This is a genomic window from Acinetobacter equi (assembly GCF_001307195.1).
Classification (GTDB): Bacteria; Pseudomonadota; Gammaproteobacteria; order Pseudomonadales; family Moraxellaceae; genus Acinetobacter; species Acinetobacter equi.
This window is the reverse complement of sequence record NZ_CP012808.1, coordinates 1,089,057-1,113,526: the sequence shown is the minus strand read 5'-3', so window position 1 is coordinate 1,113,526 and position 24,470 is coordinate 1,089,057. Positions and strand designations below refer to the sequence as shown.

Below are 24,470 nucleotides of genomic sequence, written 5' to 3'. Positions count from 1 at the left end.
CATTATATTCAGATATATCATTTAAAAATAACTTCCTTAACTTTTTGTTAAGATATTTATTATCTTTAGCCCTCTCTTCCAAGACGGCATAAATGGCTTCGGACTTTGGTTAATTTTTATCAGGGATCATGTAACGTGAAAGCGAAACTCGAAAAAGAATTTCAAAAAAAAGTAAATGGAAAAACTATTTTAATCACTGGGGCTTCTAGTGGTATTGGCTTAACAACTGCGCACAAACTAGCAGATGCAGGAGCTCGTGTTTTACTTGTTGCTCGTACTAAAGAAACTCTCGAAGAAGTCAAACAAGAAATTGAAGCCAAGGGTGGACAAGCCTTAACCTTCCCTTGTGACTTGAATGATTTAGACTCTATCGATCAGGTTTCAAAACAAATTTTAGAAACTGTAGATCATATTGATATTTTAATTAATAATGCAGGTCGATCTATTCGTCGTGCAGTTCATGAATCTACAGATCGCTTCCATGATTTTGAACGAACCATGCAACTGAATTATTTTGGTGCAATTCGCCTAATTATGAATATTTTGCCACAGATGATGATTCGTCGTAACGGGCAAATTATTAATATTAGTTCAATTGGTGTTTTAGCTAATGCAACTCGCTTTTCAGCTTATGTTGCCTCTAAAGCAGCATTAGACGCATTTAGTCGTTGCTTATCTGCAGAAGTACATTCACATAAAATTGCAATCACTTCAATTTACATGCCACTTGTACGCACTCCAATGATCGCGCCAACTAAAATCTATAAATACGTTCCAACACTTTCACCTGATCAAGCAGCAGATCTCGTTGCATATGCCATTGTAAAACGACCGAAGAAGGTTGCAACGCATCTAGGTCGTCTTGCTTCTATTACTTATTCAATTGCACCAGACATCAACAATAAACTCATGTCAATTGGGTACAATCTATTTCCAAGCTCAACAGCATCAGTCGGTCAACAACAAAAATTAAATTGGGTACAAAAAGCATATGCTCGTTTATTCCCTGGCGAACATTGGTAATCAATAACAAAATAAGTACGTCATTGTGATCAATACAATGATGTACTTTTGTCATTTATAACAACTCTATATCTTGAATTCAGGTGAAAAAAAATAATTAATTCTTTAATTACACAATGCCTTTTTCTTATTTCATGTTATAAGACTAGAGTTGTTTTTTCTTCATACTATTTTATTTATGCAAATTTTAGCTCTTGTACTTCGTGTTTGTTGTTTTGCTTTTGCATTTTTCCTTCTTTATCAAGTTATCACGGCATTACAGCAACCTAATTATGTTCTTATGGATATTGTTGCCGATGTAGGTACTATTTTAATTTGTATTGATTTAGGTTTTTTCCTTAATTACAACAAACTTAAAACCATTGCAAACTCAAATGCAGCAGAAGCAAAAGCCGCTTTAGAGCCAAACAAATTAGAAAAAATGACACGTAAACTCGGTCATTTAGGCATTATGCTGATTATTTGCAGCTGGATTGTCCCTCTTATTTAAAAGTTTAAATCATAAAAAAACCTCCTATCTAGGAGGTTTTTTTATTTAGCAATTAAGGGTTACTTCGAACCTTTAATTCCGGCTTGTAATAATAATGCACCTAAACCACCAATTTTATTTTCTTGTGGTTTAGCAGATTGAGGTTTCTTCCCTTGTGGACGATCACCTTGAGGACGTGCATGCTGTGGACGTTTCGCATGAGGTTTACGTTGCTCACCATTCTGCTCACGACGCGGTGGACGCTGTGCTTTCACAGGTGCAACTGAACCTTCAGGACGCATAGATAAGTTGACACGATTACGTTCAACATCAACATTCATTACACGTACTTGAACAATTTGACCAGGTTTAGCCACTTTATGCGGATCAGATACAAATTCATTCGCAAGTTCAGAAATATGAACCAAACCATCCTGATGAACACCAACATCAACAAAGGCACCAAAGTTAGTTACATTGGTAATCACACCTTCAAGCTGCATGCCTTCAGTTAATTGAGCAACTTCAGTAATATCTTCACGGAACTTAGCAGTACGGAATTCTGGACGTGGATCACGACCAGGTTTTTCCAATTCAGCTAAAACATCTTTAATTGTTGGTAAACCAAATTTCTCATCTGCAAACTCTTCAGCATTTACTTGACGAATAATTTCAGTGTTACCAATAATATCCTTAACTGTTGTTGCTTTTGCTTCAACAATTTTAGCAACTAAAGGATAAGATTCAGGATGAACCGCTGAAGCATCTAATGGTTCAGAACCATCTTGAATACGTAAGAAACCAGCAGCCTGTTCAAAAGTACGGTCGCCTAAACGTGGTACTTTTTTCAATGATTGACGGCTGTCAAAACGACCATTTTCTTTACGATAATCTACAATTTGTTGTGCAATTGCTTTATTCAAACCAGCAATATAACCCAAGATTGCAGCAGATGCTGTATTCACATCCACACCAACAGAGTTCACACAATCTTCAACCACAGCATCTAATGTTTTTGCCAAGTTTGCTTGGTTTACATCATGTTGATATTGACCTACACCAATAGATTTTGGATCAATCTTCACAAGTTCAGCCAATGGATCTTGTAAACGACGTGCAATTGAAACTGCACCACGAATTGAAACATCTAAATCTGGAAGTTCATTCGATGCCAATTCTGATGCTGAATAAACCGATGCACCCGCTTCTGAAACAGAAACACGTGTAAGGCTTAAGTCTGCATTTGCTGCCATCATTTCAGCAACAACAGCTTCAGTTTCACGGCTTGCAGTACCATTACCAATCGCAATAAGGTCTACATTGAATTCACGGCAAAGACGAGCAAGTTCAGCAATAGAACCTTCTTTATCTTCTTTTGGTGCAAATGGATAAATTGTGCTGTGCGCAACAACATCACCAGATTGATTGACTACCGCAAGCTTCACACCTGTACGAATACCAGGGTCAACACCTAAAGTACAACGCGAACCTGCTGGTGCAGACAATAAAAGATGACGTAAGTTTTCTGCAAATACTTGCATTGCTTCAGCTTCTGCATTTAAGCGTTTTTCAGTCAACAATGAATGTTCAATTGTTGGACGTACTTTGCCTAACCAGAATAATTTAGCTGTTTGCTTCAAGAAGTCTTGACGGCTTTGTGGAGCTACTGTTTCTAAATTATATTCAGTATCAATACGCGCCAATGGTGCATCATCTTCACCATCTACTTTTAAGCCAAGTACGTTTTCTTGACGACCACGTAACATTGCCAATAAACGATGAGAAGCAACTTTGTTTAAGTTTTCAGAGAAGTCGAAGTAATCACGGAATTTTTTACCGACTTCTTTTTTCTCATCAGATGCAACTAAACTTTTTAATACAGCAGTTTTTGCAAACATTGTCTTAAGTTCAGTTGTTAATGGGATATTTTGCGCCCACTCATCAATTAAAATATGTTGAACCGCATCAAGTTGACTTTCTGCATCTGGATAATCTTCATGGCTAAAACCAGCAAGTGCTTCAGTTGGATCAATTGCTTCATTAAATATTTTTTCAGCAATTGGACCTAAGCCCGCTTCTTTCGCTTTGAATGATTTACTCGTACGTTTTGGACGGTACGGTGCATAAATTTCTTCTAATGCATTTTTAGTTTCAGCAGCATTTACACGCGCCAATAAATCATCTGATAATTTATTTTGTTCTTTCAGAGACTCTATCACTTTCTCACGGCGTTCGAATAAATCGCGTAAATAAGATAAACGCGTATCTAGTTGACGTAATTGAGAGTCATCCAAGCCTTGTGTTACTTCTTTACGGTAACGTGCAATAAACGGAACGCTAGCACCCTCATCAATAAGCTTGATTGCTGCTTCTACCTGGTTTGGACGTACGGCAAGTTCTTTTGCTAACTGCTGAACTAAGTCAGTCATCGTGTTCGATTCCACAAGAATAAATTCTAAAAGTCATGATTATAAAGACCGAGTGTATAAAATCCACAATTGTTTTATAAAAATTATTGATGGACAATCTCTCTGATTCTTCACTTTATGAAAAATTGTAGCAAATTATAGCCTTTCTTATATCAAAATCATCTATTTCTACTGGTTTATTTTTTATATACCTGTATATATTTAGTATCTATGTCTTGATTCTTTTTGAAATATTTGTTGCTTTAGATCATAGTCAAAACATATCAATCAATCGTATACTTTAGTTGATCAGGAATTTATTCTTGACGACTGACAATAAAGATAAAGGAGCACATCATGAGTTTAGTTGTACCTGCTGAAAATACAGATGCTGTACAAGCCGAAACTGACCGCATTGAACGTATCCTCGTTGTAGATGATGATGTCCGCTTACGTACGCTATTACAGCGTTTTTTAGAAGATAAAGGTTTTGTTGTTAAAACGGCTCACGATGCAACTCAAATGGATCGTTTACTTCAACGAGAGCTATTCTCTCTAATTGTTCTAGACTTCATGCTACCTGTTGAAGATGGTTTAAGCATTTGTCGTCGTTTACGCCAATCAAATATTGATATTCCGGTCATTATGCTTACTGCTCGCGGTAGTGATTCTGACCGAATTGCGGGTTTAGAGGCAGGTGCAGATGATTACCTACCAAAACCATTTAATCCAAATGAATTATTAGCACGTATTCGTGCTGTACTACGTCGCCAAGTTCGCGAAGTGCCCGGCGCTCCAAGCCAACAAATGGAAGTGGTAAGCTTTGGACCATGGTCACTCGACTTATCTACACGAACTTTAACTCGTGAAGGTCAAGTTGTGACTTTAACCACTGGTGAATTTGCTGTACTTAAAGCACTTGTACAACATCCTCGTGAACCATTAACACGCGACAAATTAATGAATCTTGCACGTGGTCGTGAATGGGGAGCAATGGAGCGCTCGATTGACGTTCAAGTTTCGCGTTTACGTCGTTTAATTGAAGAAAATCCTGCTCGTGCGCGTTATATCCAAACTGTATGGGGCATTGGTTACGTTTTTGTACCAGATGGTGCTGAATAATTATTTAATTTATTCATGTTCGCATGAATAAAAATAAGTTTTATCACCATTCGTGACTTTACTTATCTCATCACACTGTGTGAAAAATTAAGTAAAAGATCGAATGGTCAATAATCTCCTCTTCAATCATGTCACTCTCTAAAAATAAAAACACCAATTAATGGCTCTATCTTTTAGGATAAATCAGTGAAACTCGACCCAATTGATCCTCAAGAATTTACAGATTTTGTTAAATACTCCGAAAGAAAGCGTACCCCATGGGAACGCTTTCTAGACAAAATCAAACCTCGCTCTGCTGCAATGCGAACAACAGTTCTTGTGTTATTTGTGGTCTTCTTCAGCCTATTTATGTCACTTTGGTTTTTTTGGCGAACTTTATATTTACCTGAAATTCAGCAACATGCTCGCTATTTAGCTGCTGAACTTGATGTCATTAAAAATCCAAACTTACAGATATTTGAAAATGGTCAAGAAGTTCATGTGAACGATTGGCTAAAAAAACATATTGGAATTGAATACATTACAAACCCAAAAGAATTCCCAGAAGTCAAAGACAAAGTGATTGCGGAATTTTTTACAAATCAGGTTGAAAAAAAATTAGCAAAAGAGCTCAATATTGAAGATGTTGTCGTTTATTTCCAATTTAAACCTAGCCCGCGTATTTGGATTCAAACCCCAGCAATGAATGGGAATTGGGTAAGAGAACCACTTAAAACCTACGACAATTACAGCCCTGAGCTAATTTTAGTATGGCTTCTAGGCGTCCCACTATTTTCAGCAATTATTATTTTAACCCTTGTACGCCAACTCAACAGACCTCTTCTTCGCCTTCAAAATGCAGCAAATAACTACACAAGAACAGGAACTGCACCTTATCTAGAAACCAATCATGGTCCTCTTGAAATTCGTCAGGTTAACCAAGCATTTAACCGAATGATTTATACACTGGATAAAATTGAACGCGATCGTAAAGTCATGCTTGCTGGTATCTCTCACGATTTACGCACACCGCTTACTCGTATTCGCTTAAGTGCTGAAATGATGTCAGATGAAGATTTCTTAAAAGAAGGTCTAATTTATGATGTCGATGATATGGATGCCATCCTTAATCAATTTATTTCTTATATGCGTGATGGCTCTGATGAAGAACTTCAAGATACAAACATCAATACATTACTACAAGAGCTTGCAATTCAATTCAAACCACTAGATATTCAATTTACACCTCAAGAAGTTCCAATTATTCAAGCTCGTAGCCTGTCATTAAAACGCTTAATTGGTAATCTTATTAATAATTCAAAACGTTATGGCTCAGAACCTATAGATTTAAAAGCATGGCAAGAAGATCAACATATATTGATTTCAGTGGCTGATCATGGTGTTGGAATTCCCGAAGATCAAATTGATGAGCTCATGCAACCATTTGTACGTGGCAATGAAGCCCGAACAATTCAAGGAAGTGGTCTAGGTTTGGCTATTGTTAAACGTATAGTAGATATTCACCAAGGACAGCTAACAATTCACAATAAATCCGAAGGTGGCTTAGAAGTTATTATTTCTTTACCTATTCATCCAATTGAAAATGAAGAAATTACAATAGTAAGTAAATTTGGGAAATTTAAACAAACTATTTCAGAACGCTTCTAACAAAGCATAAAAGTTGATCAAACAGTTTGATCAACTTTTAACTATTTATTTTTTATAGCATTAAATTCAATAACTTAAAAATCATCATATAAATTTATACCTTCATTTCCTCAAAAAATTAGACCTTAGCCTAACAGGGATGCAAAATGGCTTTTTTGGTCGGTACAATCCTGACCAATTCTAAGAATTTAACGAGAGTAAACCATGTCTTTAGATCGTATTCGTTTAGCATCCCTGCATGACAAAGTAATTAGCGCGGAAGAAGCTTCTGCCTTTATTGAAGATGGCATGACAGTAGGTATGAGTGGTTTTACACGTGCTGGCGAAGCAAAAGCTGTACCATTGGCATTGGTTAAACGTGCTCACACAAATCCTTTAAAAATTACACTTATTACAGGTGCTTCTCTAGGTAATGACCTAGATAAACAGCTTACCGAAGCTGGTGTGTTAGCACGTCGTTTACCATTCCAAGTTGACAATACATTACGTAAAGCCATCAACAAAGGCGAAGTTATGTTCATTGATCAGCACTTATCTGAAACAGTTGAACAAATGCGCAATCATCAATTACAAAAGCCTGATATTGCCGTTATTGAAGCTGTTGCAATTACTGAAGATGGTGGCATTATCCCAACAACTTCTGTAGGTAACTCTGCAAGCTTTGCAATTTTTGCTGATAAAGTAATTGTAGAAATCAATACAAATTTAAGCCCTGCGTTTGAAGGCTTACACGATATTTACATTCCAACTTATCGTCCAACTCGTCAACCAATTCCATTAACTCAAGTTGATGAGCGCATTGGTACTCCAGCAATCAATATCGACCCTTCTAAAATTGTCGGCATTGTGTTCAACAGCGAACTTCATGATTCTCCATCAACAGTGACTGAGCCAGATGCTGAAACTCAAGCAATTGCGAATCATTTGATTGCATTCTTTGAAAAAGAAGTTGCTGAAGAGCGCTTACCTAAAAACTTAGGTCCATTACAAGCAGGTATTGGTTCTATTGCAAATGCAGTATTAACAGGTCTTAAAGAATCTAACTTCGAAGACTTAATCATGTACTCAGAAGTACTTCAAGACTGTACTTTCGAATTGATTGATGCAGGAAAAATGAAATTTGCATCTGGTTCATCAATTACGCTTTCTGCAAAATATGGCGAAAAAGTATTTAACAATCTTGAAGAATACAAAGATAAACTTGTATTACGTCCACAAGAAATTTCCAACCACCCTGAACTTGTTCGTCGTTTAGGTATTATTGGTATTAACACTGCTCTTGAGTTCGATATTTACGGCAACGTAAACTCTACTCACGTATGTGGTACTAAAATGATGAACGGTATCGGTGGTTCAGGTGACTTCGCACGTAACGCTCACCTAGCAATCTTCGTGACTAAGTCAATTGCTAAAGGTGGAGATATTTCTTCAATCGTTCCTTTCGCATCTCACGTTGACCATGCAGAACATGACGTAGATATCTTGGTAACAGAACAAGGTCTTGCTGATTTACGTGGTTTAGCTCCTCGTGAGCGTGCTCGTGAAATCATTAATCACTGTGCACACCCAATGTACCGTGATGCACTAAATGACTACTTCGATCGTGCATGTGAAAAAGGTGGTCATACTCCTCACATTCTTCGTGAAGCGCTTTCTTGGCATTCTAATTTCGAAGAAACTGGTCACATGCTTGCAGCTCACAAAGATGCTAAAACAGCATAATCCCATAAGTATTATCTAAGTACTTTAAACAAAAAAAGACGCCTACTTCAGGCGTCTTTTTTATGATGAAATATTTAAATTATGTTTACTAATTAAACAAAAAAAATTAAGCTCATTAAAGCCCTTTCATATTGGTTAAAATCACCATGTTTATGATTCGCCAATTTCAAGAAACAGATTTAGAAGATGTTATTGCACTTTGGGAAGTATGTGATTTGTCACGTCCGTGGAATAACCCAGAAATTGATATTTTCAGAAAAGTCGCACAAAAAGATCAGCTTTTTTTAGTTGCCATTAAAGATGATGAACTCATAGCCACAGTTATGGGTGGATATGATGGGCATAGAGGTTGGGTAAACTATTTAGCAGTTCACCCACACCAACAACGCAATGGCGTTGCCACAGCACTCATACAACAACTAGAAAAACGCTTAACAGCTTTAGGTTGCCCAAAGCTACAATTATTAATTCACAAAGACAATATTGATGTACAAAATTTCTATGAACAACTCGGCTATGAAGAAGTTGAAGTGATTTGTTTTGGTAAACGCTTAATCCAAGATTAATGATCTTCCAAGCATCCTACTCTTAATAGAATTGGAAAGTTAACTTGAAATAACACATCACCTTTTTCAGTAAGAAGTTGTTTCAATTGATCAAACAGATCATTTTCATTTTTTTGCCGATAATACTTTACTGCTGACCACGTATTTAAATAATCCAACAACTGAGAAGCACTCCATTGATAGCTCATCTTTAATTGAGCTGTTTCCACTTCTTTAAATGGAAATGGTATTGTTTGATAATTCTCATCAATATAGCGACGTTCAGCATCCCAATAACCATCCAAAGTTTCCAGATAAAGCTTTTGAACAGCATTATTCACTTCAATATCATCAACTCTTAATAGACCATAACCTATAACCGCAATGACTCCATCCTTTTTGAGCGTTCTTCTCACTTCCTTATAAAACAAATCAAAATTAAACCAATGAATGGCTTGAGCAACTGTAATTAAGTCGAACGAATCATCTTTAAAATTTGTCATTTCTGCTTTTTGTACAGAGTATTCAACATTTTCAAAAGAAGGTGCTTGTTGTAATTGTTGTTCACTTAAGTCCGTTGCAACCACATTTTCAAAAGAAGGGCTCAACAATTGTGTAAATTGTCCTGAACCAGCTCCACAATCCCAAGCAAACTTCCTTCCTTTTACATGCTTAAGAATTTCCTCTAATACTTTTTGTGGATAGCTCGGTCGAGCACTTTGATAAAGCTGACTATGATCTGAAAATAGATCCTTCATTTTATCTATTCTTCTCGTCTCAAATATAATGCTTTATATCTAAACAGATAAATACACATCACCACATTATCATTTTTGTTGAATTTCTTTAGACATAAAAAAACCTCAAACAATGTTTGAGGTTTTTTAGAATATGGTGGCGAGACCCAGGATCGAACTGGGGACACACGGATTTTCAATCCGTTGCTCTACCTACTGAGCTATCACGCCGATGCGGTGTATTAAGCCGTATCTAGGCTGAATAGTCAATAACATTCAGCATATTTTTATTTGTTTGAGTAAATTTTACCCAAAAAAAATCTCTGATTGTGATCAGAGATATATAAAACGTATATACGTTTGAATATGGTGGCGAGACCCAGGATCGAACTGGGGACACACGGATTTTCAATCCGTTGCTCTACCTACTGAGCTATCACGCCGATGACGCGTATTAAACAATTAAGTTGCAAATGCGTCAAGTAGACTTTTCAATATTTTCTATCAAATGTTTACTTTTAACGCATTTAAACAATCAAATGATTATAAATAGATCGTTTTTTAGAAAATTTATCTACATTTTCAGAAAAATCAAATTTTTCCTAGCTTCGAAAGACAACGATAAATAGCACCACAACCTGGTTCAAATACTTTTACACCTTTAATTTCTTCCATTCTGCATACTTCAGAAACCAAACGATCTGCAACACCGCGCCCGCGATTGGCAGGATGAACCACTATATTTTCCAAAGTTTTACTCTCTCCTTGCCCTGTACACCAAATTGCACCAATAATTCTCGTATTAAATTCTGCAGTATAAAGTAAGGTATACTGTGAAAGATTCTGCTCTAATTGCTCAATGGCATCTTTTCCATCGCTAAATTCAGGGCTAGTATCATAGAGTCGCTCAAGTTGATTACGAACGTCTTCGTTTTCAATGGAAGTTTTAGGATGTACGGTAATAGGCATTGATTAACCCTCCTGAGCAATCTAATATGCAGTGACTTCGTCACGGCGGCGAAAAAACATTTTACATCAATCATTTTTGACGTTTTTAAGGAACGTGTCTATGACGCAGCGTATCAGTGAAGTGGTAAGAAATACCAACGAAACCAAAATTCGAGTTCGTGTAAATCTTGATGGTACTGGTCAAGGTACCCTCAACACTGGTGTTCCTTTTCTAGATCATATGATAGATCAAATTAAGCGACATGGCTTATTTGATATTGATATTCATTGTGATGGTGACTTAGAAATTGACGATCACCATACAGTTGAAGACTGCGGTATTACGCTAGGACAGGCTTTTGCACAAGCTTTAGGTGATAAAAAAGGTTTAAAACGCTACGGTCATTTTTATGCACCACTTGATGAATCTTTAAGCCGAGTAGTTGTCGATTTATCTGGTCGTCCTGGTTTATGGATGGATATTCCATTTACACGTGCACGTATTGGTACATTCGATGTGGATTTATTCTCTGAATTCTTCCAAGGTTTCGTAAACCATGCGCTAATGACTCTACACATTGACAATTTAAAAGGCAAAAACAGCCATCACCAAATTGAAAGTGTATTTAAAGCATTTGCACGCGCATTACGTATGGCTTGTGAAGTCGATCCACGTGCAGAAAATACAGTTGCTTCAACAAAAGGAACGTTGTAATGACCCGTATTGCCCTTCTTGACTATGGCATGGGAAATTTACACTCAGCAGCAAAGGCTCTTGAGCATGTCGGTGCCACTGTTGATGTAACCAATGATCCAAAATTAATTGCTCAAGCAGATAAAATTGTTTTCCCTGGTGTGGGTGCAATGCGTGATTGTATGCAAGGCATGCATGAAGCAGGTATTGATGATGTTGTCCGCAATGCTGTATTTAATAAACCAGTTCTGGCTATTTGTGTTGGTATGCAAGCATTAATGCAGCATTCCGAAGAAAATGGTGGTGCTGATGCACTCGGTATTTTTGAAGGTACTGTAAAACGCTTTCCAGATATAGATGGTTTAAAAGTACCTCATATGGGATGGAATCAGGTACATCAAGCTGATCCAAGTCATCCAATGTGGAAAGACATTGAACAAGATGCTCGCTTCTACTTTGTACATAGTTTTTATGTTGAACCTCAAGATCCAACGATTGTTGCGGCAACATGTGACTACGGCTTAGAATTTTGTACTGCAATTCATAAAGAAAACCTATTTGCGACTCAATTCCATCCTGAAAAAAGTCATACAGCAGGTCTACAATTGTTGAAAAACTTTGTGGAATGGAAAATTTAATTTCCTAACCTATTTAAAGCTCACAGATTGTGGGCTTTTTTATTGAGAAATTTATATCTTTTGAGATTATGATTACACCAACAAAACTTAAATAATAGACCTATTTAAATAGGAATACTTTTATTCGTTTTTTTAACTTAATCTCATTTTAATAATATTCAATGTGAACAACATGACAACTTCAAATTCATCTTTAAAATACAATCTTTTTTCACCACAAGGTCGAATAAGCAGAGCGACTTATATTGCTTGGTCATTAATAGCTGCTATTATAAGCCTTATTATTTTATTAATATTATCATCAGCATTTCTATCAGCAGATATTTCATCACTCGATCTCCAAAATTCTGAAGAAATATCAACATTTTTAAATAGCGTCTCTTTCATTCAACTTCCAATATATATAATTGGATACTACTTCCTGATTATTTTTACAATTAAACGCTTGCATGACTTAAATTTAACTGGTTGGTTGTCACTTCTTCTATTTATTCCATTAATCAACTTTTTCTTCGGTTTATATCTATTTTTTGCTAAAGGAAATATTTCCAGTAATAAATTTGGTGAGCCAAGAGTTGCCCTGTCTTGGGAAACAGCTGTAGCTTGGATATATATCATTATAATGTGCTTAGTAGGCTTAATTATGGTCTCGGCTTTGATGCAATTGGCAACTTTATTGTAATAAGCCTTAAACATTTTTAGTAATTTCCTAGAGATAATCTTTGAATATTTGCTAAGATTGCACACAATTTTACTTCCTAAATAGAGCAAGGAGCGAAAGCATGCTGATCATCCCTGCAATTGACCTGAAAGATGGCAAATGTGTACGTTTAAAACAAGGTCGTATGGAAGACGATACTGTATTTTCTGATGATCCTGTAGCAACAGCACAACATTGGGTAAATGAAGGTGCTCGTCGCTTACATTTAGTTGATTTAAATGGTGCTTTCGCTGGTACGCCTATTCATAAACCTGTTGTAGAAGCAATTGCTAAAGCTCAACCAAATTTACCTATTCAAATTGGTGGTGGTATTCGTTCATTAGAAACGATCGAACACTATTTAGATGCTGGCGTAAGCTACGTGATCATTGGTACAAAAGCAGTAAAAGAACCTGAATTTGTAGAAGAAGCATGCAAAAAATTTGCAGGTCATATCATTGTTGGTATTGATGCAATAAATGGCATGGTTGCAACTGATGGTTGGGCAAATGTAACAGACGTTAAAGCAACTGATTTAGCAAAACGTTTTGCAGATGCTGGTGTATCAAGCATCGTTTATACTGATATTGCACGTGATGGCATGATGCAAGGTGTGAATGTTGAACAAACTGTAAACTTAGCAACTTATTCAGGACTTCCAGTGATTGCTTCTGGTGGTGTAACCAATCTTGATGATGTTCGTAATCTTAAAGGTCAACCTGGCATTTTAGGTGCAATTACAGGTCGCGCTATTTACGAAGGTACTTTAAATCTAAACGAAGCTCAATTACTTTTAGATCAATAAAGCGTATACTGTTTAAAGTATTAAAGAAGAGGTCAAAAGACCTCTTTTTTTATTAAAATTTAGACACCAATCTCTCATGTTAAATTTACCTCTATCTATTCAAAAAAAGCTTCCTCAACTAACATTGATTTTAATCACCATTATTTGGGGTGGTAGTTTCATTACAGTTCAATACGGCTTAAATTTTAGTAGCCCCATTATTTTTGTTGGTTTACGCTTTACCGCTGCGGCAATTGCTGTCAGCTTAATCTCATGGAAACACTTACATAGTTTTAATATAAAAGAAGTCTTTGCTGGCTTCTTAATTGGCAGTGTAATTGCTATAGGTTATGGTACACAAACAATTGGTTTACAAACTATTACCAGTAGTGAATCTGCTTTTTTAACTGCCCTATACGTTCCTCTTGTACCCATTTTTATGTGGATTTTTTTTAAACATCGTCCCAATATTATGACTTGGCTAGGGGTAAGTTGTGCATTCATTGGTTTAGTTCTACTAACGGGCAATGGTTGGAATGCTGTTCAATTGCAATTTGGGCAAATTATTACATTACTTGGTGCCATTGCTATTGCCTTTGAAATTATTCTTATTGGATATTATGCAGGTAAAGTAAATATACGTAGAGTGACCGTATTACAACTTATTTTTGCATCCTTACTATGTTTTATCATTGCTCCCTTCGTTGGTGAAACCCAACCACCTGTTTTTCACTGGCACTTAATTGCTGTGATATGTGGGCTTGGCTTAGCAAGCGCATGTATTCAGCTCGTTATGAACTGGGCTCAACAATATGTTGATTCTTCACAAGCTGCCATCATTTATGCTGCTGAACCTGTTTGGGCAGCACTTATAGGACGAATTGCAGGTGAAAGACTTCCTATCATCACACTTATTGGTGGTGCTTTAGTTGTTCTCGGTGTCATTATTAGTGAATTAAAATTTAAGTTTTTTAAAAAATATATATTTAAAAAAGAACCTTAACGGTTCTTTTTTACTTTAAAATTCAAGAAATTTTACTGAATATTATTTTCATACATCGGCTTATTTTCACGCCAGCGAACAAGTCCAAGAATTGCACGATATACAATCCAAATCCAAGAAATGATAATTACAGCAATACAAAATGAAGAAGCACCGACTGCTGTCCCTGCAAATAATTCAGGATTATCTCCAGTAAAAAATAAGAAACCAAAAGGAATAAAGGCAATAATATTCCAAAACAAATACCACCAAAATGTATGAATTTGCCATGTAAAATGACTTTCATACAAAGTACCTTTTACATCAGGACGTTTAATATAATTAATAATTAAAGCAACAATAGCCAATATGCCCGCAGTAAAAATGGCACAAATATAAAGTACATATAAAACTAATGTTAAAGATTTATTTCCATTTTGATCTATTACATTGTTCATTTTATTCTCTCCTTATATTTTAAACTTGTTTCAAAAAACAAGATGATTTAATGGCGAGACCAACCATATAACCAATAGAATATTAAAGAAAATTGTACAATAAAAAATATGCTTAAACGGTTGTTTTTGTGTTTTATGCCTTAATCTCTGTTGTGCTAACCATGCAGCTGGCCATCCCCCTAAAAATGCTAATGTGTGAAGTGCTTGCTCTGGAACTCGTTGATTACCCAATTGAGCAGCTTCCTTGTCTTGCGCATAACACCAATAAGTCATCGCATTAATCAGACATAACAACAAGACCAACATACCACTCAAGAAACCGAAAAATGATAATCCAACAATACCTAAAATATAAGCAATACATAAAACTTGCATAGGTTGAAGATATTGCTTCGATTTATTTTTAGGTTTTATTACACTTTTTGATTGTTTCGTCTTTTGAGCTTGATTTGCTTTTAAATAAACAACATCTAATGCTTTATAACGAGATTGCGCATCAACCACAACTGTATATTCCAAAGCACATCCAACAATAGGTCTTGGACCCGGTTTAGAAAAATTTTTGATATGAAGAAATACGTGATCTTTACTTAAATCATTCGGTTGAATAAAGCCATATCCCTTATCATCGAACCACTCAATAAGCCGCCCTTGATCACGCATTTTTCAATCCTATTTTCTAGTTATGCCGAAATAAATTTCAAACGTTCAATCAACATATTACGCATTTCTAAAGGATTCTTTTGCAAAATATCCTCTCCAGTACGTCCTTCAGCTAAATTCTTTTGTGCCACTTGTAAACGCATCATCCAGAAACGACCAGCAGCCATTGCCAAATATAGCTCAAGACATGCTTTTTCATCATTGGTTAATGGTCTTACAGACTCATATGCACTTAAAAATGCCACTGCTTTTTCTTCATTCAATATTACATCAGGGTATTCTGTACAAAAGTCATTTAATGTAATCGCAATATCAAATAACAATTCATCTTTATTTAATTCATAAAAATCCAAAATACCTTTTAATTGATTGCCTTCAAATAAGGTATTGTCTCTAAATAAATCTGAATGAATAAAGCCACGAGGACGATCTGGATAAACCGTCGTTAAAGCTTCATATAATCCTAATAATTCTGCCAATAATGCTTTATCTGCTACATTGAGCGTTGGTTTAATTTCTTGTGAAACTTGTAACCAATATGCATGATCACGATATTCTTTACGTTCTAATGGAAAATCTTTAAGTGCAACATGCATTTTTGCTTGAGCAATTGCAATTTCTTTTACTTGCTGAACAGTCGATGGCATGGGATGTTCTCCCATCATACGTGGTGCAATTTGAGCAGGTTTATTTTTAATGTGATGAATCGCCTTTCCCGAGTGACTTAATGGCACAGGCACAGCTAAACCGCTTTGCCCTAAATGCTCTAACACAGGCACTAACTCACTTGCACCCTCATCATCCATTTCTTCAAATACAGTTAAAACATACTGCTGATTATTTTCACAGACCAAAAAATAATTGGTATTTTGAATACCTCCTTGAATTGGAATCAGGTCAATCACCTCTAATCCATAAGGTGAAGAAAAATCCTGAACTTCTTTCAAAGTCAAAGTGGTATAAACCGACATAGAAAACCTGCGAAAAAACTTAAATATTTTTGATAGAATACCTTGTCCATCTACTAAGGTGTAGCACCAAACGTAGGTTTGTTTTACAACATGCTGTAATTATTGGAAAAAATTATGCTTGCTAAACGCATTATTCCTTGCCTAGACGTAGATAACGGTCGTGTGGTGAAAGGTGTTCAATTCCTCGACATTCGTGATGCAGGTGATCCAGTTGAAGTCGCGCGTCGTTATAACGAACAAGGTGCAGATGAAATTACCTTTTTAGATATTACAGCAACATCAAATGGTCGTGACACAACATACCGTACCGTTGAACGTATGGCTGAATCTGTATTTGTTCCGCTTACAGTCGGTGGTGGTGTACGTAAAGTTGAAGATATTCGTTTACTACTAAATGCTGGCGCAGATAAAGTAAGCATTAACTCTGCTGCGGTATTTAACCCAGAATTTGTACAAGAAGCCTCTCAGCGCTTTGGTGCTCAATGTATTGTTGTCGCAATTGATGCGAAAAAAACAGGTGAAAATAAATGGGAAATTTTCACTCATGGTGGTCGTAAACCAACTGGTATTGATGCGATCGACTGGGCTGTAAAAATGGCAGATTTTGGTGCTGGTGAGCTACTCATTACATCTATGGATGCAGATGGAACCAAAGCAGGCTATGACCTTCAATTAATGCGTCAAATCAATGATCGCGTTACTATTCCAACAATTGCTTCAGGTGGCGTAGGTAACTTACAACATTTAGCTGACGGTATTCTTCAAGGTGGTGCAGATGCAGTTCTTGCAGCATCAATTTTCCACTTTGGTCAGCATACAATTCCTGAAGCTAAAAAATATTTAGCTGAACAAGGTATTGAAATGCGCCTTTAAGCTGCATCTAAACTATTGAAACGTAGGGCTTGCTCATTTACAAGCCCACTTTCATTTATATTATGAATAAAAAGCTGTACTTTTTTCATAGCACAAATAAGAACGAATGTGAACCAAGTCACACAAATAACCATAAATTTTATTACAAAACCTCTTCTTTTTGATTCATTCCCCCTCCATTTTTGTCTTATATATTTTGCAAAATTTTGGAAATAGGACAAAAGCAATAATTTAAAAAGAATTTATTTTCTAAAAATTACTCAAAAAATATTTGTTAAATTCATTTATATAAATGACTAAATTTCAAATAGAAAAAGTAAAATTATGAAATAAAATGAAAGTAAATAAATGAATTAAAAAAATTTAATAATATTTTTTTAATATTATATATTTCACTATTTTTCAATATCTTACAAATTCTTTAAAACTAGAATATTGCGTATTTCTATTTACAAATTAATTAAAAAACAGCTACAGTTAAATGTGCTTAAAAAACATTTTTAACAATAAAAAGTAAATAACAAATACTTTGGAGAATACCAAATGAATAAATATTTAGCAGAAATCATTGGAACCTTTTGGCTCGTCTTTGGTGGATGCGGTAGTGCTGTATTGGCAGCAGCTTATCCTGAACTTGGCATTGGCTTCGCTGGTGTATCTCTTGCTTTCGGTCTTACGGTTTTAACTGCTGCTTATGCCTTAGGTCATATTTCAGGTGCACATTTTAACCCTGCTATAAGTATTGGTTTATGGGCAGGTGGTCGCTTTGAAACAAAAGAACTTATTCCTTATATTATTTCTCAAGTTATTGGTGCATGCCTAGCAGCATTTATCTTGTTTATGATTGTTCAAGGTAAAGCAGACTTTAATGGCGTTGGTGGTTTTGCATCAAATGGTTTTGCAGAATTATCACCTGGACAATATTCTTTAGTTTCTGCCCTCATTATTGAAATTGTGCTCACTGCTGGCTTTCTCATTATTATTATGGGTTCAACTGATAAATTAGCACCTGCTGGCTTTGCTCCAATTGCAATTGGTCTTGCATTAACGCTCATCCATTTAATTAGTATTCCTGTCACAAATACGTCGGTAAACCCTGCTCGCAGTACGGGAGTTGCCTTATTTGCTGAAACAGCAGCATTAAGTCAACTTTGGTTATTCTGGGTTGCTCCAATTATTGGTGGTCTCTTAGGTGGAGTTATTTATAAACTTTTATTAGCGAAAAAAGCCTAAATCATGTTCAGTGTAGTACTGTTTTAGTACTACACTGATTAAAATAATTGATTTTAAAGCAACTTATAATCTTTTACTTAAAGCTTTAAAGAAAAAAACCGTTATAAAATATGAATAAATAACTAAATGATAAAATTAAATTTCTAGCTTTTTATTTCAATTTTTAATATCCTCAACAGCTCTATATCAATTGTGCTTGTTATGACTAACTTAAAAAAAGCTTCTCTTGCCATTCTCATTGTTATTATTGCAGTTATCGCTTATTTAGTTTTTGCTGAAGCAGATGTTGAAGAAGAAACCTATAAGCATAACCAACAAGCATCTAGCGAAGTGGTTACAAACTCATAATCATTTAAAATGAAATGTACATAAAATACTTGCGATTATTTTATGTACAAACCTTATAAAAGTTAAAAATATTTCTACCTTCTATGACATAAATTTAAACTGTTTTTGCAGTGTCTCTATTTTAGATTCAGAAATATCTTCTTCACATTGGCTTTGTGCATCCCAATATAAATATTCTAAAGGCTGATCAGCCTGAATATCCATTTTCTTCCATGGCAGTTTATAAGTATTTCGTTTTTCATCTTCAGTTAATTGTGGGAATAAATTAATACCTAATCTTTCTTCCAAATAACAAATACTCACAAGTCTTGGGCTAGAACTTAAATCATTCGGCACATAATACGCACCAATTGCCCCAGTTTTTGGAATATAAATCACTTTATATATCGCTGTTGGCACCATAATGCCATCTTGTGTGATTTTTAAAGTTCTATCTAAAAATGCAGGACCTGTAATCATATACACACTAACATTGTGTTCTCGTACAATCGCACGAATACTTTCTTCTATCTGTTCAAATAAAGCTAACTTTGCCTTAGAAACAAATGGAATTTGTGTCCCTGCTGCACTGCTATAGGCATCTTCAGATAAATTTGAATTTTGTCCCATTGGTGCAAGTTGCCATAAATAAAAACCGTCATTTGTTGGTTTTATAAAATGCCTCATATTTCGATTTGAATTTAAAGCTAATGATTGATCTGAGGTCGTTAAACTTAAACGATGGGGTGTCAAAACTTCAGCAATCCAAAGCGCTGTTTTAGATAATTCGGAATACATCAAGTTAAAACCATCAAAACATAAAGGATAACTCTGCTGGCTCAAACTTAATTTATTTAAATATGGAGGAACTTCTTTATAAAATTCTTGTAAACAACGCTCATTCGCAATCGGTTGAATACCTACAATTAACTTATTCAAAGAGTCAAAAGAAAAGGCCAAAATAAAGCTCACTAAAGCAATGATAGCGAGCAATATTTTGATTGAATTTCCCTTAGCATATTGGCTTTTCGCTTTAGATTTAACCTTACGTTTTCTCAGCGCCATACACTCAAAAACTCATTGACTACAAATTTAAAATTGTAAAAGTTAATTTAAAATTTTAGAGATAAATGCTTGAAGCATATTTTTCAAAAATTCACTTACTTGATGAAGAATCAAAGTAAAAAACTTATCTTGTGCCGATTCATGACCACCATTATTACTTGCAGTATCATTTGATGAGCCATTAGTTAAAATTTCATTTGTGGCTGGCACAGGCTCATTTGAGTCTAAAAAATTAAATTGTAATTTCGTTTTTTTAACAAATTCAGGATACGAAATTGGTTTTGGCACAGTTGTAGGAGCATTATCTACCAAATAAACCCAACTTCTATTTTCATCTGTGTTATAAACCAATTTAAATAGGCGTGTTGGTTTCCAAACTTGATTTTTCCCTAATTTAACTGTCGATTTCTCATTTTTATCAAACAATACTCCCGTTAAAATATACGTATCACCTTTTGAACGCGTAATATATTTTCTAACGTCAGTTTCTATTTTATTCCATGCTTGACGATTATTATTTGAATCTTGTGGAATCATATTAGACATTGCAAATGTCTGTGCCATACCTTTTTCAGTTAAAGCATTTCCTGCTGGTGCTAAATGCCCCTTATCTACCCCAGGATTCGCATTTTTATAATCAGAAGCTTTTGCTTGACCATTTGTAGGTGTTCTTGGGTCAGTATAGAAAATATCTGTTCGCTCTAAACCTTTTTTTCTTTTATTTAATGATGCAGCATTCAGTTTTTCAACGACAAGAATAGGTGTTTTAGTACGATCTGAATATAAAACAGCAAAATTATCTGAACATAATTTCCTAAATCTCCACAAACCATTATGGTCTGTGTATAGCCCTACCACATCATTCGAATTATTATTTGGAAATAACCTTTCACATCCTTCAAAGGAATTTTTCTTTTGTGCACTATTATATAAAGCAATTGGCTGCTTTTTTGCCAATACAGCATATTCAGATGAGTTATCTTTAGCAAATGCTGAAAAAGAAAAAATCAAACTGCTAGCAAGTAAAAAATTTTGAATTTTCACAATGAATGATTCACAACAAATAAAAATGAAGAAGATACAAATTTTCAAAAATTTGCTTAATTAAAATCATGCTTAACATTACATTTTTCATCATGATCTCTTTTCAAAAGATCATCATTTCACATCTTTAATGTTCATCTGATGACTTGAAAATTAAGCAATTCGAGATTAACAAGGCGCTAGTAGGTTGTATATGCTCAGGTGTACCAATCGTTTAACAAACACTCAAAAGTTCATATTCTTTTTAGTACTTGCTCACTATTCATAGAGTCATTGCTATACATTCCATTTAAATATAAAAAACCAGAGTTTAATCTCTGGTTTTATCTATCAAAAATATGAATCTAAATTTCAATTTGACTACCCAACTCCACCACGCGATTTGTCGGAATTTGATAAAAGTCACTTACAGGACTCGTATTTCGCTGCATTGAAATAAATAATTTTTCACGCCATGGTGCCATGCCATCGCCCAAAGTATGAATAATTCGATCACGTGAAATAAAGAAACTAATCTGCATTAAATCGAAATTAAAATCGAGTTCTTCATATGCCAAAGCTAAAGCTTGAGGAATATTTGGCTGATCTTTAAAACCATAATACATAACAACGCGATAAAAACGTTCATCCAATTTTTCAACACAAATACGATCAGCATCACTCACATAAGGAACATCTTTCGTATTTATGGTGACTAAAATATTACGTTCATGAAGCACTTTATTATGCTTAATATTATGTAGCATCGCATGAGGAACAATATCTGGTGTTCCTGTTAAGAATACAGCATCACCAGGAATGAACTTCATTTCATCGCCCATATTTACGCTTTTAATAAACAAATCCATCGGCAAGGCATCTTTACTTAAGCGTTTTAATACCAATGCACGACCATCTTTCCATGTCATCAAAATTGTAAATAATGCAGCGCCAATAAGAATTGGAACCCATCCACCTGAAATAATTTTTAATGAAGTCGACGCAACAAAAACTAAATCTAAAAATAAAAATGGAATAGCAAAAAGTGCAACTTTCCACATTGGCCAACGCCAGTAACCATAAGCTAAAATAGAAATTAGAATGGTTCCACAAAGCATTGTCATAGTTACAGCAACGCCATAAGCACTTGCTAAATTTGCACTATTTTCAAATAATAAAATCAAGATAAGTACAGAAATAAATAGTACCCAATTAATGAATGGTAAATAAATCTGACCTTGTTCAACTTCTGAAGTGTGCTTAACGGTTAATCTTGGTAAATAGCGCAATTGTATTGCCTGATTTACCATTGAAAATACGCCTGTAATTACGGCTTGAGAAGCTATCACAGCAGCAGCCGTTGCTAAGCCAATCATAGGAAATAATGCCCACTCAGGTACAAGCATATAAAATGGATTTTCAATTGCTTCAGGATTACGAAGTAATAGCGCACCTTGCCCAGCATAATTAAGTAATAAACATGGCAATACGACAATGAACCAAGCTAAACGAATAGGTAACCGCCCAAAATGCCCCATATCTGCATAAAGCGCTTCACCACCTGTCATTGTTAAAATAACAGCTCCCATTGTTAAAAATGCAACAAAAGGTTGGTGCACAACAAAATTAAATGCCCAGTGTGGACTAACCATCGACAAGACAAATGGAGTTTGAATAATGCTCCAAACACCAACTAAACCTATCGATAAAAACCAAACTAATGTCAGAGGCCCAAATAATTTCCCCATGGTACCTGTACCATGGCGTTGTACCAAAAATAGACCAGCTAGAATCCCAATTGCAAGTGGCACCAACCATTGATTGAACATTGGCGTTGCAATACTTAATCCTTCAACAGCCGATAATACAGAAATTGCTGGGGTAATAATACCATCACCAAAAAACAGAGATGCACCAATAAATCCTAAAGCAATTAAGTAAATCTTTTTGTTTTCAGCAATTCTGGTTGTCCGTAAATTTAAAGCGAGCAAAGACATGATTCCACCTTCGCCATTGTTATCGGCACGCATAATAATCATGACGTACTTAAAACTAATGGTGAGCATCATGCACCAGAAAATAAGTGACAAAATCCCGAGCACTGTTGCATCTGTAATTGCCAAATGGGCAGTTAAGAAGCATTGACGTAATGCATAAAGAGGACTTGTTCCAATATCTCCAAATACAACCCCAAGTGCAGCGAGCGTAATCGCTGGCAATGCGGCCTTTTTTGCAGTGTTTTGCATATTTTGTCTTCATTTTAGACAGTATTTTTGCGAATGATAGCACTACAAGAAAAGTTTTTCTTCAAATCAATTGTTTCAGCTTGGCAGACTAATCTTTTTTAGTTATTATCCCCTGCCTATACGGTGAAGTGTCCGAGTGGCTGAAGGAGCACGCCTGGAAAGTGTGTATACGTTTATAGCGTATCGAGGGTTCGAATCCCTCTTTCACCGCCAGATTCAAATATCATATAACAATATGATATAAAGAAAGGCTTAAACCTAAAGGATTTAAGCCTTTTTTATTTGATATATAAATTAAACTTTAATAAAAAAAATAGCTCATCATTCCTCAATTTTTCTACAAAAATATTACTTTTTTCTTTGAAAAATAATCCCTATCAAAATTAAATCTGTACCTTTCAATACAGATTTAAAATGTATAAGAAATCACTTTTTTTACAGATTTAATGATTTAAATTTAATAAATTTTATGTAAAATATTTACACATTTCGATTAATGCTTAATTTTCATAAAACCATAAATCCAAAATTTCAGAATTTAAATTAATCATTCTAAAACTCGCTGGTTCATAGTTTATATCTTTAACCAAATAACCTTGTAAAACAGATGCTAAACCTTCACAATTCTGACTATTAATTTCATATTTCACCATATTAGATAAAGTCGTCTCATAAATTTGACCACTGAATTTACATGTTGAACGACCTGAAATAATTTTACCTTGCTGATCAATCTGAATTTCAATATCAAAATCATTAAAAGTACTTTGATAATTTCCTTTGAAAGATGCAACAGTCAATATTTCATCATCAATTTTTTCGAATTGTTGAATATTTACTGTCGTCTCTTCTGCTAAACCACCAACAATATTCCATCCTTGTTCAGGTAATGCGTAAAAACCTACCTCTGCTTTTTGTTCATCACCATTAATAATTAATAACTTTTCATTTATATCAGACTGATAATATGTACCTGTCTTAATATGCTCATCAGATCCAGTTATAACAGAATATATACCCGATCCAAGCTCAGAGATTCCTGTTACATCAGCTACACTCACACTACGTGTAGTCATTAAATTTACAGCTTGTGGGGTTACTTGAGCAGTTTGATTATCGTCATTATCACCACAAGAAACTAAGCCTAACACAGCTGCAATTGTTAGATAAGTCAGTTTATTTTTCATTATGC

Annotated in this window: 25 protein-coding genes and 3 tRNA genes; 15 read left to right on the top strand and 13 right to left on the bottom strand. The window is 35.1% G+C overall.

What is annotated here, in order from left to right; all coding sequences use genetic code 11:
• Positions 1 to 135: 135 nt before the first annotated feature.
• Positions 136 to 1,023, top strand: coding sequence for an SDR family NAD(P)-dependent oxidoreductase (locus AOY20_RS05150; RefSeq protein ID WP_054580870.1), 888 nt, complete (start codon positions 136 to 138; stop codon positions 1,021 to 1,023).
• 178 nt (positions 1,024 to 1,201) lie between these two features.
• Positions 1,202 to 1,513: a hypothetical protein gene (locus tag AOY20_RS05145; RefSeq protein ID WP_054580869.1), complete on the top strand. Its 312-nt coding sequence runs from the start codon at positions 1,202 to 1,204 to the stop codon at positions 1,511 to 1,513.
• Positions 1,514 to 1,572: 59 nt separating this feature from the next.
• Here AOY20_RS05145 and AOY20_RS05140 read toward each other — a convergent pair whose 3' ends face one another.
• Positions 1,573 to 3,921, bottom strand: a complete 2,349-nt coding sequence (locus tag AOY20_RS05140; protein WP_054580868.1) for a Tex family protein — start codon at positions 3,919 to 3,921, stop codon at positions 1,573 to 1,575.
• Between the two features lie 336 nt (positions 3,922 to 4,257).
• On the opposite strand from AOY20_RS05140, the gene ompR reads away from it, so the two are divergent.
• From ompR to AOY20_RS05120, 4 genes are all read left to right on the top strand, one after another.
• Positions 4,258 to 5,022, top strand: a complete 765-nt coding sequence (gene ompR / locus AOY20_RS05135; RefSeq protein ID WP_054580867.1) for an osmolarity response regulator transcription factor OmpR — start codon at positions 4,258 to 4,260, stop codon at positions 5,020 to 5,022.
• Positions 5,023 to 5,208: 186 nt separating this feature from the next.
• A complete protein-coding gene (locus AOY20_RS05130; protein ID WP_054580866.1) occupies positions 5,209 to 6,669 on the top strand; it encodes an ATP-binding protein in 1,461 nt (486 codons plus the stop codon).
• Between the two features lie 204 nt (positions 6,670 to 6,873).
• A complete protein-coding gene (locus AOY20_RS05125) occupies positions 6,874 to 8,391 on the top strand; it encodes an acetyl-CoA hydrolase/transferase family protein (protein ID WP_054580865.1) in 1,518 nt (505 codons plus the stop codon).
• 146 nt (positions 8,392 to 8,537) lie between these two features.
• Positions 8,538 to 8,957, top strand: coding sequence for a GNAT family acetyltransferase (locus tag AOY20_RS05120; protein WP_054580864.1), 420 nt, complete (start codon positions 8,538 to 8,540; stop codon positions 8,955 to 8,957).
• On the opposite strand, the gene AOY20_RS05115 is transcribed toward AOY20_RS05120, so the two are convergent.
• The 4 genes from AOY20_RS05115 to AOY20_RS05100 all read right to left on the bottom strand — a co-directional run bounded on the left by AOY20_RS05115 (position 8,954) and on the right by AOY20_RS05100 (position 10,642).
• Entirely contained in the window at positions 8,954 to 9,694 is a 741-nt protein-coding gene (locus AOY20_RS05115; RefSeq protein WP_054580863.1) for a class I SAM-dependent methyltransferase, read from the bottom strand. The two genes, AOY20_RS05120 and AOY20_RS05115, sit on opposite strands and share 4 nt — an antisense overlap.
• 134 nt (positions 9,695 to 9,828) lie before the next feature.
• Positions 9,829 to 9,904: transfer RNA gene (locus AOY20_RS05110), tRNA-Phe, on the bottom strand.
• Between the two features lie 136 nt (positions 9,905 to 10,040).
• Positions 10,041 to 10,116, bottom strand: a tRNA-Phe gene (locus AOY20_RS05105).
• Between the two features lie 148 nt (positions 10,117 to 10,264).
• Positions 10,265 to 10,642 (bottom strand): GNAT family N-acetyltransferase, encoded by a 378-nt coding sequence (locus tag AOY20_RS05100; RefSeq protein WP_054580862.1) that lies wholly within the window; start codon positions 10,640 to 10,642, stop codon positions 10,265 to 10,267.
• A gap of 100 nt (positions 10,643 to 10,742) precedes the next feature.
• Here AOY20_RS05100 and hisB point away from each other — a divergent pair, with 100 nt between their 5' ends.
• The 5 genes from hisB to AOY20_RS05075 all read left to right on the top strand — a co-directional run bounded on the left by hisB (position 10,743) and on the right by AOY20_RS05075 (position 14,440).
• Positions 10,743 to 11,336, top strand: a complete 594-nt coding sequence (hisB, locus tag AOY20_RS05095) for an imidazoleglycerol-phosphate dehydratase HisB (protein WP_054580861.1) — start codon at positions 10,743 to 10,745, stop codon at positions 11,334 to 11,336.
• Complete coding sequence (gene hisH, locus AOY20_RS05090) at positions 11,336 to 11,953, top strand: imidazole glycerol phosphate synthase subunit HisH (protein WP_054580860.1); 618 nt, start codon at positions 11,336 to 11,338, stop codon at positions 11,951 to 11,953. The genes hisB and hisH overlap by 1 nt, the downstream gene beginning before the upstream one ends.
• Before the next feature lie 172 nt (positions 11,954 to 12,125).
• Complete coding sequence (locus tag AOY20_RS14460) at positions 12,126 to 12,635, top strand: DUF805 domain-containing protein (RefSeq protein WP_081403361.1); 510 nt, start codon at positions 12,126 to 12,128, stop codon at positions 12,633 to 12,635.
• A 100-nt stretch (positions 12,636 to 12,735) separates the two neighbouring features.
• The gene (gene hisA, locus AOY20_RS05080; RefSeq protein WP_054580858.1) at positions 12,736 to 13,458 is read left to right on the top strand and encodes a 1-(5-phosphoribosyl)-5-[(5-phosphoribosylamino)methylideneamino]imidazole-4-carboxamide isomerase; all 723 of its coding nucleotides are present in this window, start codon (positions 12,736 to 12,738) and stop codon (positions 13,456 to 13,458) included.
• A 76-nt stretch (positions 13,459 to 13,534) separates the two neighbouring features.
• Positions 13,535 to 14,440 (top strand): DMT family transporter, encoded by a 906-nt coding sequence (locus AOY20_RS05075; protein ID WP_054580857.1) that lies wholly within the window; start codon positions 13,535 to 13,537, stop codon positions 14,438 to 14,440.
• Between the two features lie 32 nt (positions 14,441 to 14,472).
• Here the strand turns inward: AOY20_RS05075 and AOY20_RS05070 are convergent, their stop codons facing one another.
• From AOY20_RS05070 to AOY20_RS05060, 3 genes are read right to left on the bottom strand one after another with little or no spacing between them, the layout of a single operon-like run.
• The gene (locus AOY20_RS05070; protein WP_054580856.1) at positions 14,473 to 14,877 is read right to left on the bottom strand and encodes a DUF4870 family protein; all 405 of its coding nucleotides are present in this window, start codon (positions 14,875 to 14,877) and stop codon (positions 14,473 to 14,475) included.
• Positions 14,878 to 14,907: 30 nt separating this feature from the next.
• The gene (locus tag AOY20_RS05065; RefSeq protein ID WP_054580855.1) at positions 14,908 to 15,540 is read right to left on the bottom strand and encodes a DUF1294 domain-containing protein; all 633 of its coding nucleotides are present in this window, start codon (positions 15,538 to 15,540) and stop codon (positions 14,908 to 14,910) included.
• A 20-nt stretch (positions 15,541 to 15,560) separates the two neighbouring features.
• Positions 15,561 to 16,511, bottom strand: coding sequence for a homoserine kinase (locus tag AOY20_RS05060; RefSeq protein ID WP_054580854.1), 951 nt, complete (start codon positions 16,509 to 16,511; stop codon positions 15,561 to 15,563).
• 114 nt (positions 16,512 to 16,625) lie between these two features.
• Between AOY20_RS05060 and hisF the strand changes: the two genes are divergently transcribed.
• Complete coding sequence (hisF, locus tag AOY20_RS05055; protein WP_054580853.1) at positions 16,626 to 17,384, top strand: imidazole glycerol phosphate synthase subunit HisF; 759 nt, start codon at positions 16,626 to 16,628, stop codon at positions 17,382 to 17,384.
• Here the strand turns inward: hisF and AOY20_RS15075 are convergent.
• Entirely contained in the window at positions 17,381 to 17,506 is a 126-nt protein-coding gene (locus tag AOY20_RS15075; protein ID WP_257720063.1) for a hypothetical protein, read from the bottom strand. The two genes, hisF and AOY20_RS15075, sit on opposite strands and share 4 nt — an antisense overlap.
• A 421-nt stretch (positions 17,507 to 17,927) precedes the next feature.
• Here AOY20_RS15075 and aqpZ point away from each other — a divergent pair, with 421 nt between their 5' ends.
• Together aqpZ and AOY20_RS14725 are read left to right on the top strand one after the other, a co-directional pair.
• Entirely contained in the window at positions 17,928 to 18,617 is a 690-nt protein-coding gene (gene aqpZ / locus AOY20_RS05045) for an aquaporin Z (RefSeq protein ID WP_054580851.1), read from the top strand.
• A gap of 201 nt (positions 18,618 to 18,818) precedes the next feature.
• A complete protein-coding gene (locus tag AOY20_RS14725; RefSeq protein WP_158319989.1) occupies positions 18,819 to 18,965 on the top strand; it encodes a hypothetical protein in 147 nt (48 codons plus the stop codon).
• A gap of 81 nt (positions 18,966 to 19,046) precedes the next feature.
• Here the strand turns inward: AOY20_RS14725 and AOY20_RS05040 are convergent, their stop codons facing one another.
• From AOY20_RS05040 to AOY20_RS05030, 3 genes are all read right to left on the bottom strand, one after another.
• Positions 19,047 to 20,009: a DNA/RNA non-specific endonuclease gene (locus AOY20_RS05040; RefSeq protein WP_054580850.1), complete on the bottom strand. Its 963-nt coding sequence runs from the start codon at positions 20,007 to 20,009 to the stop codon at positions 19,047 to 19,049.
• 42 nt (positions 20,010 to 20,051) lie between these two features.
• Positions 20,052 to 21,053, bottom strand: a complete 1,002-nt coding sequence (locus tag AOY20_RS05035) for a DNA/RNA non-specific endonuclease (RefSeq protein WP_054580849.1) — start codon at positions 21,051 to 21,053, stop codon at positions 20,052 to 20,054.
• A 344-nt stretch (positions 21,054 to 21,397) separates the two neighbouring features.
• Positions 21,398 to 23,278 (bottom strand): potassium transporter Kup, encoded by a 1,881-nt coding sequence (locus tag AOY20_RS05030; protein ID WP_054580848.1) that lies wholly within the window; start codon positions 23,276 to 23,278, stop codon positions 21,398 to 21,400.
• A 122-nt stretch (positions 23,279 to 23,400) separates the two neighbouring features.
• Here AOY20_RS05030 and AOY20_RS05025 point away from each other — a divergent pair.
• A tRNA-Ser gene (locus AOY20_RS05025) sits at positions 23,401 to 23,491 on the top strand.
• 287 nt (positions 23,492 to 23,778) lie between these two features.
• Here the strand turns inward: AOY20_RS05025 and AOY20_RS05020 are convergent.
• The gene (locus tag AOY20_RS05020; protein ID WP_054580847.1) at positions 23,779 to 24,465 is read right to left on the bottom strand and encodes a hypothetical protein; all 687 of its coding nucleotides are present in this window, start codon (positions 24,463 to 24,465) and stop codon (positions 23,779 to 23,781) included.
• Positions 24,466 to 24,470 lie beyond the last annotated feature (5 nt).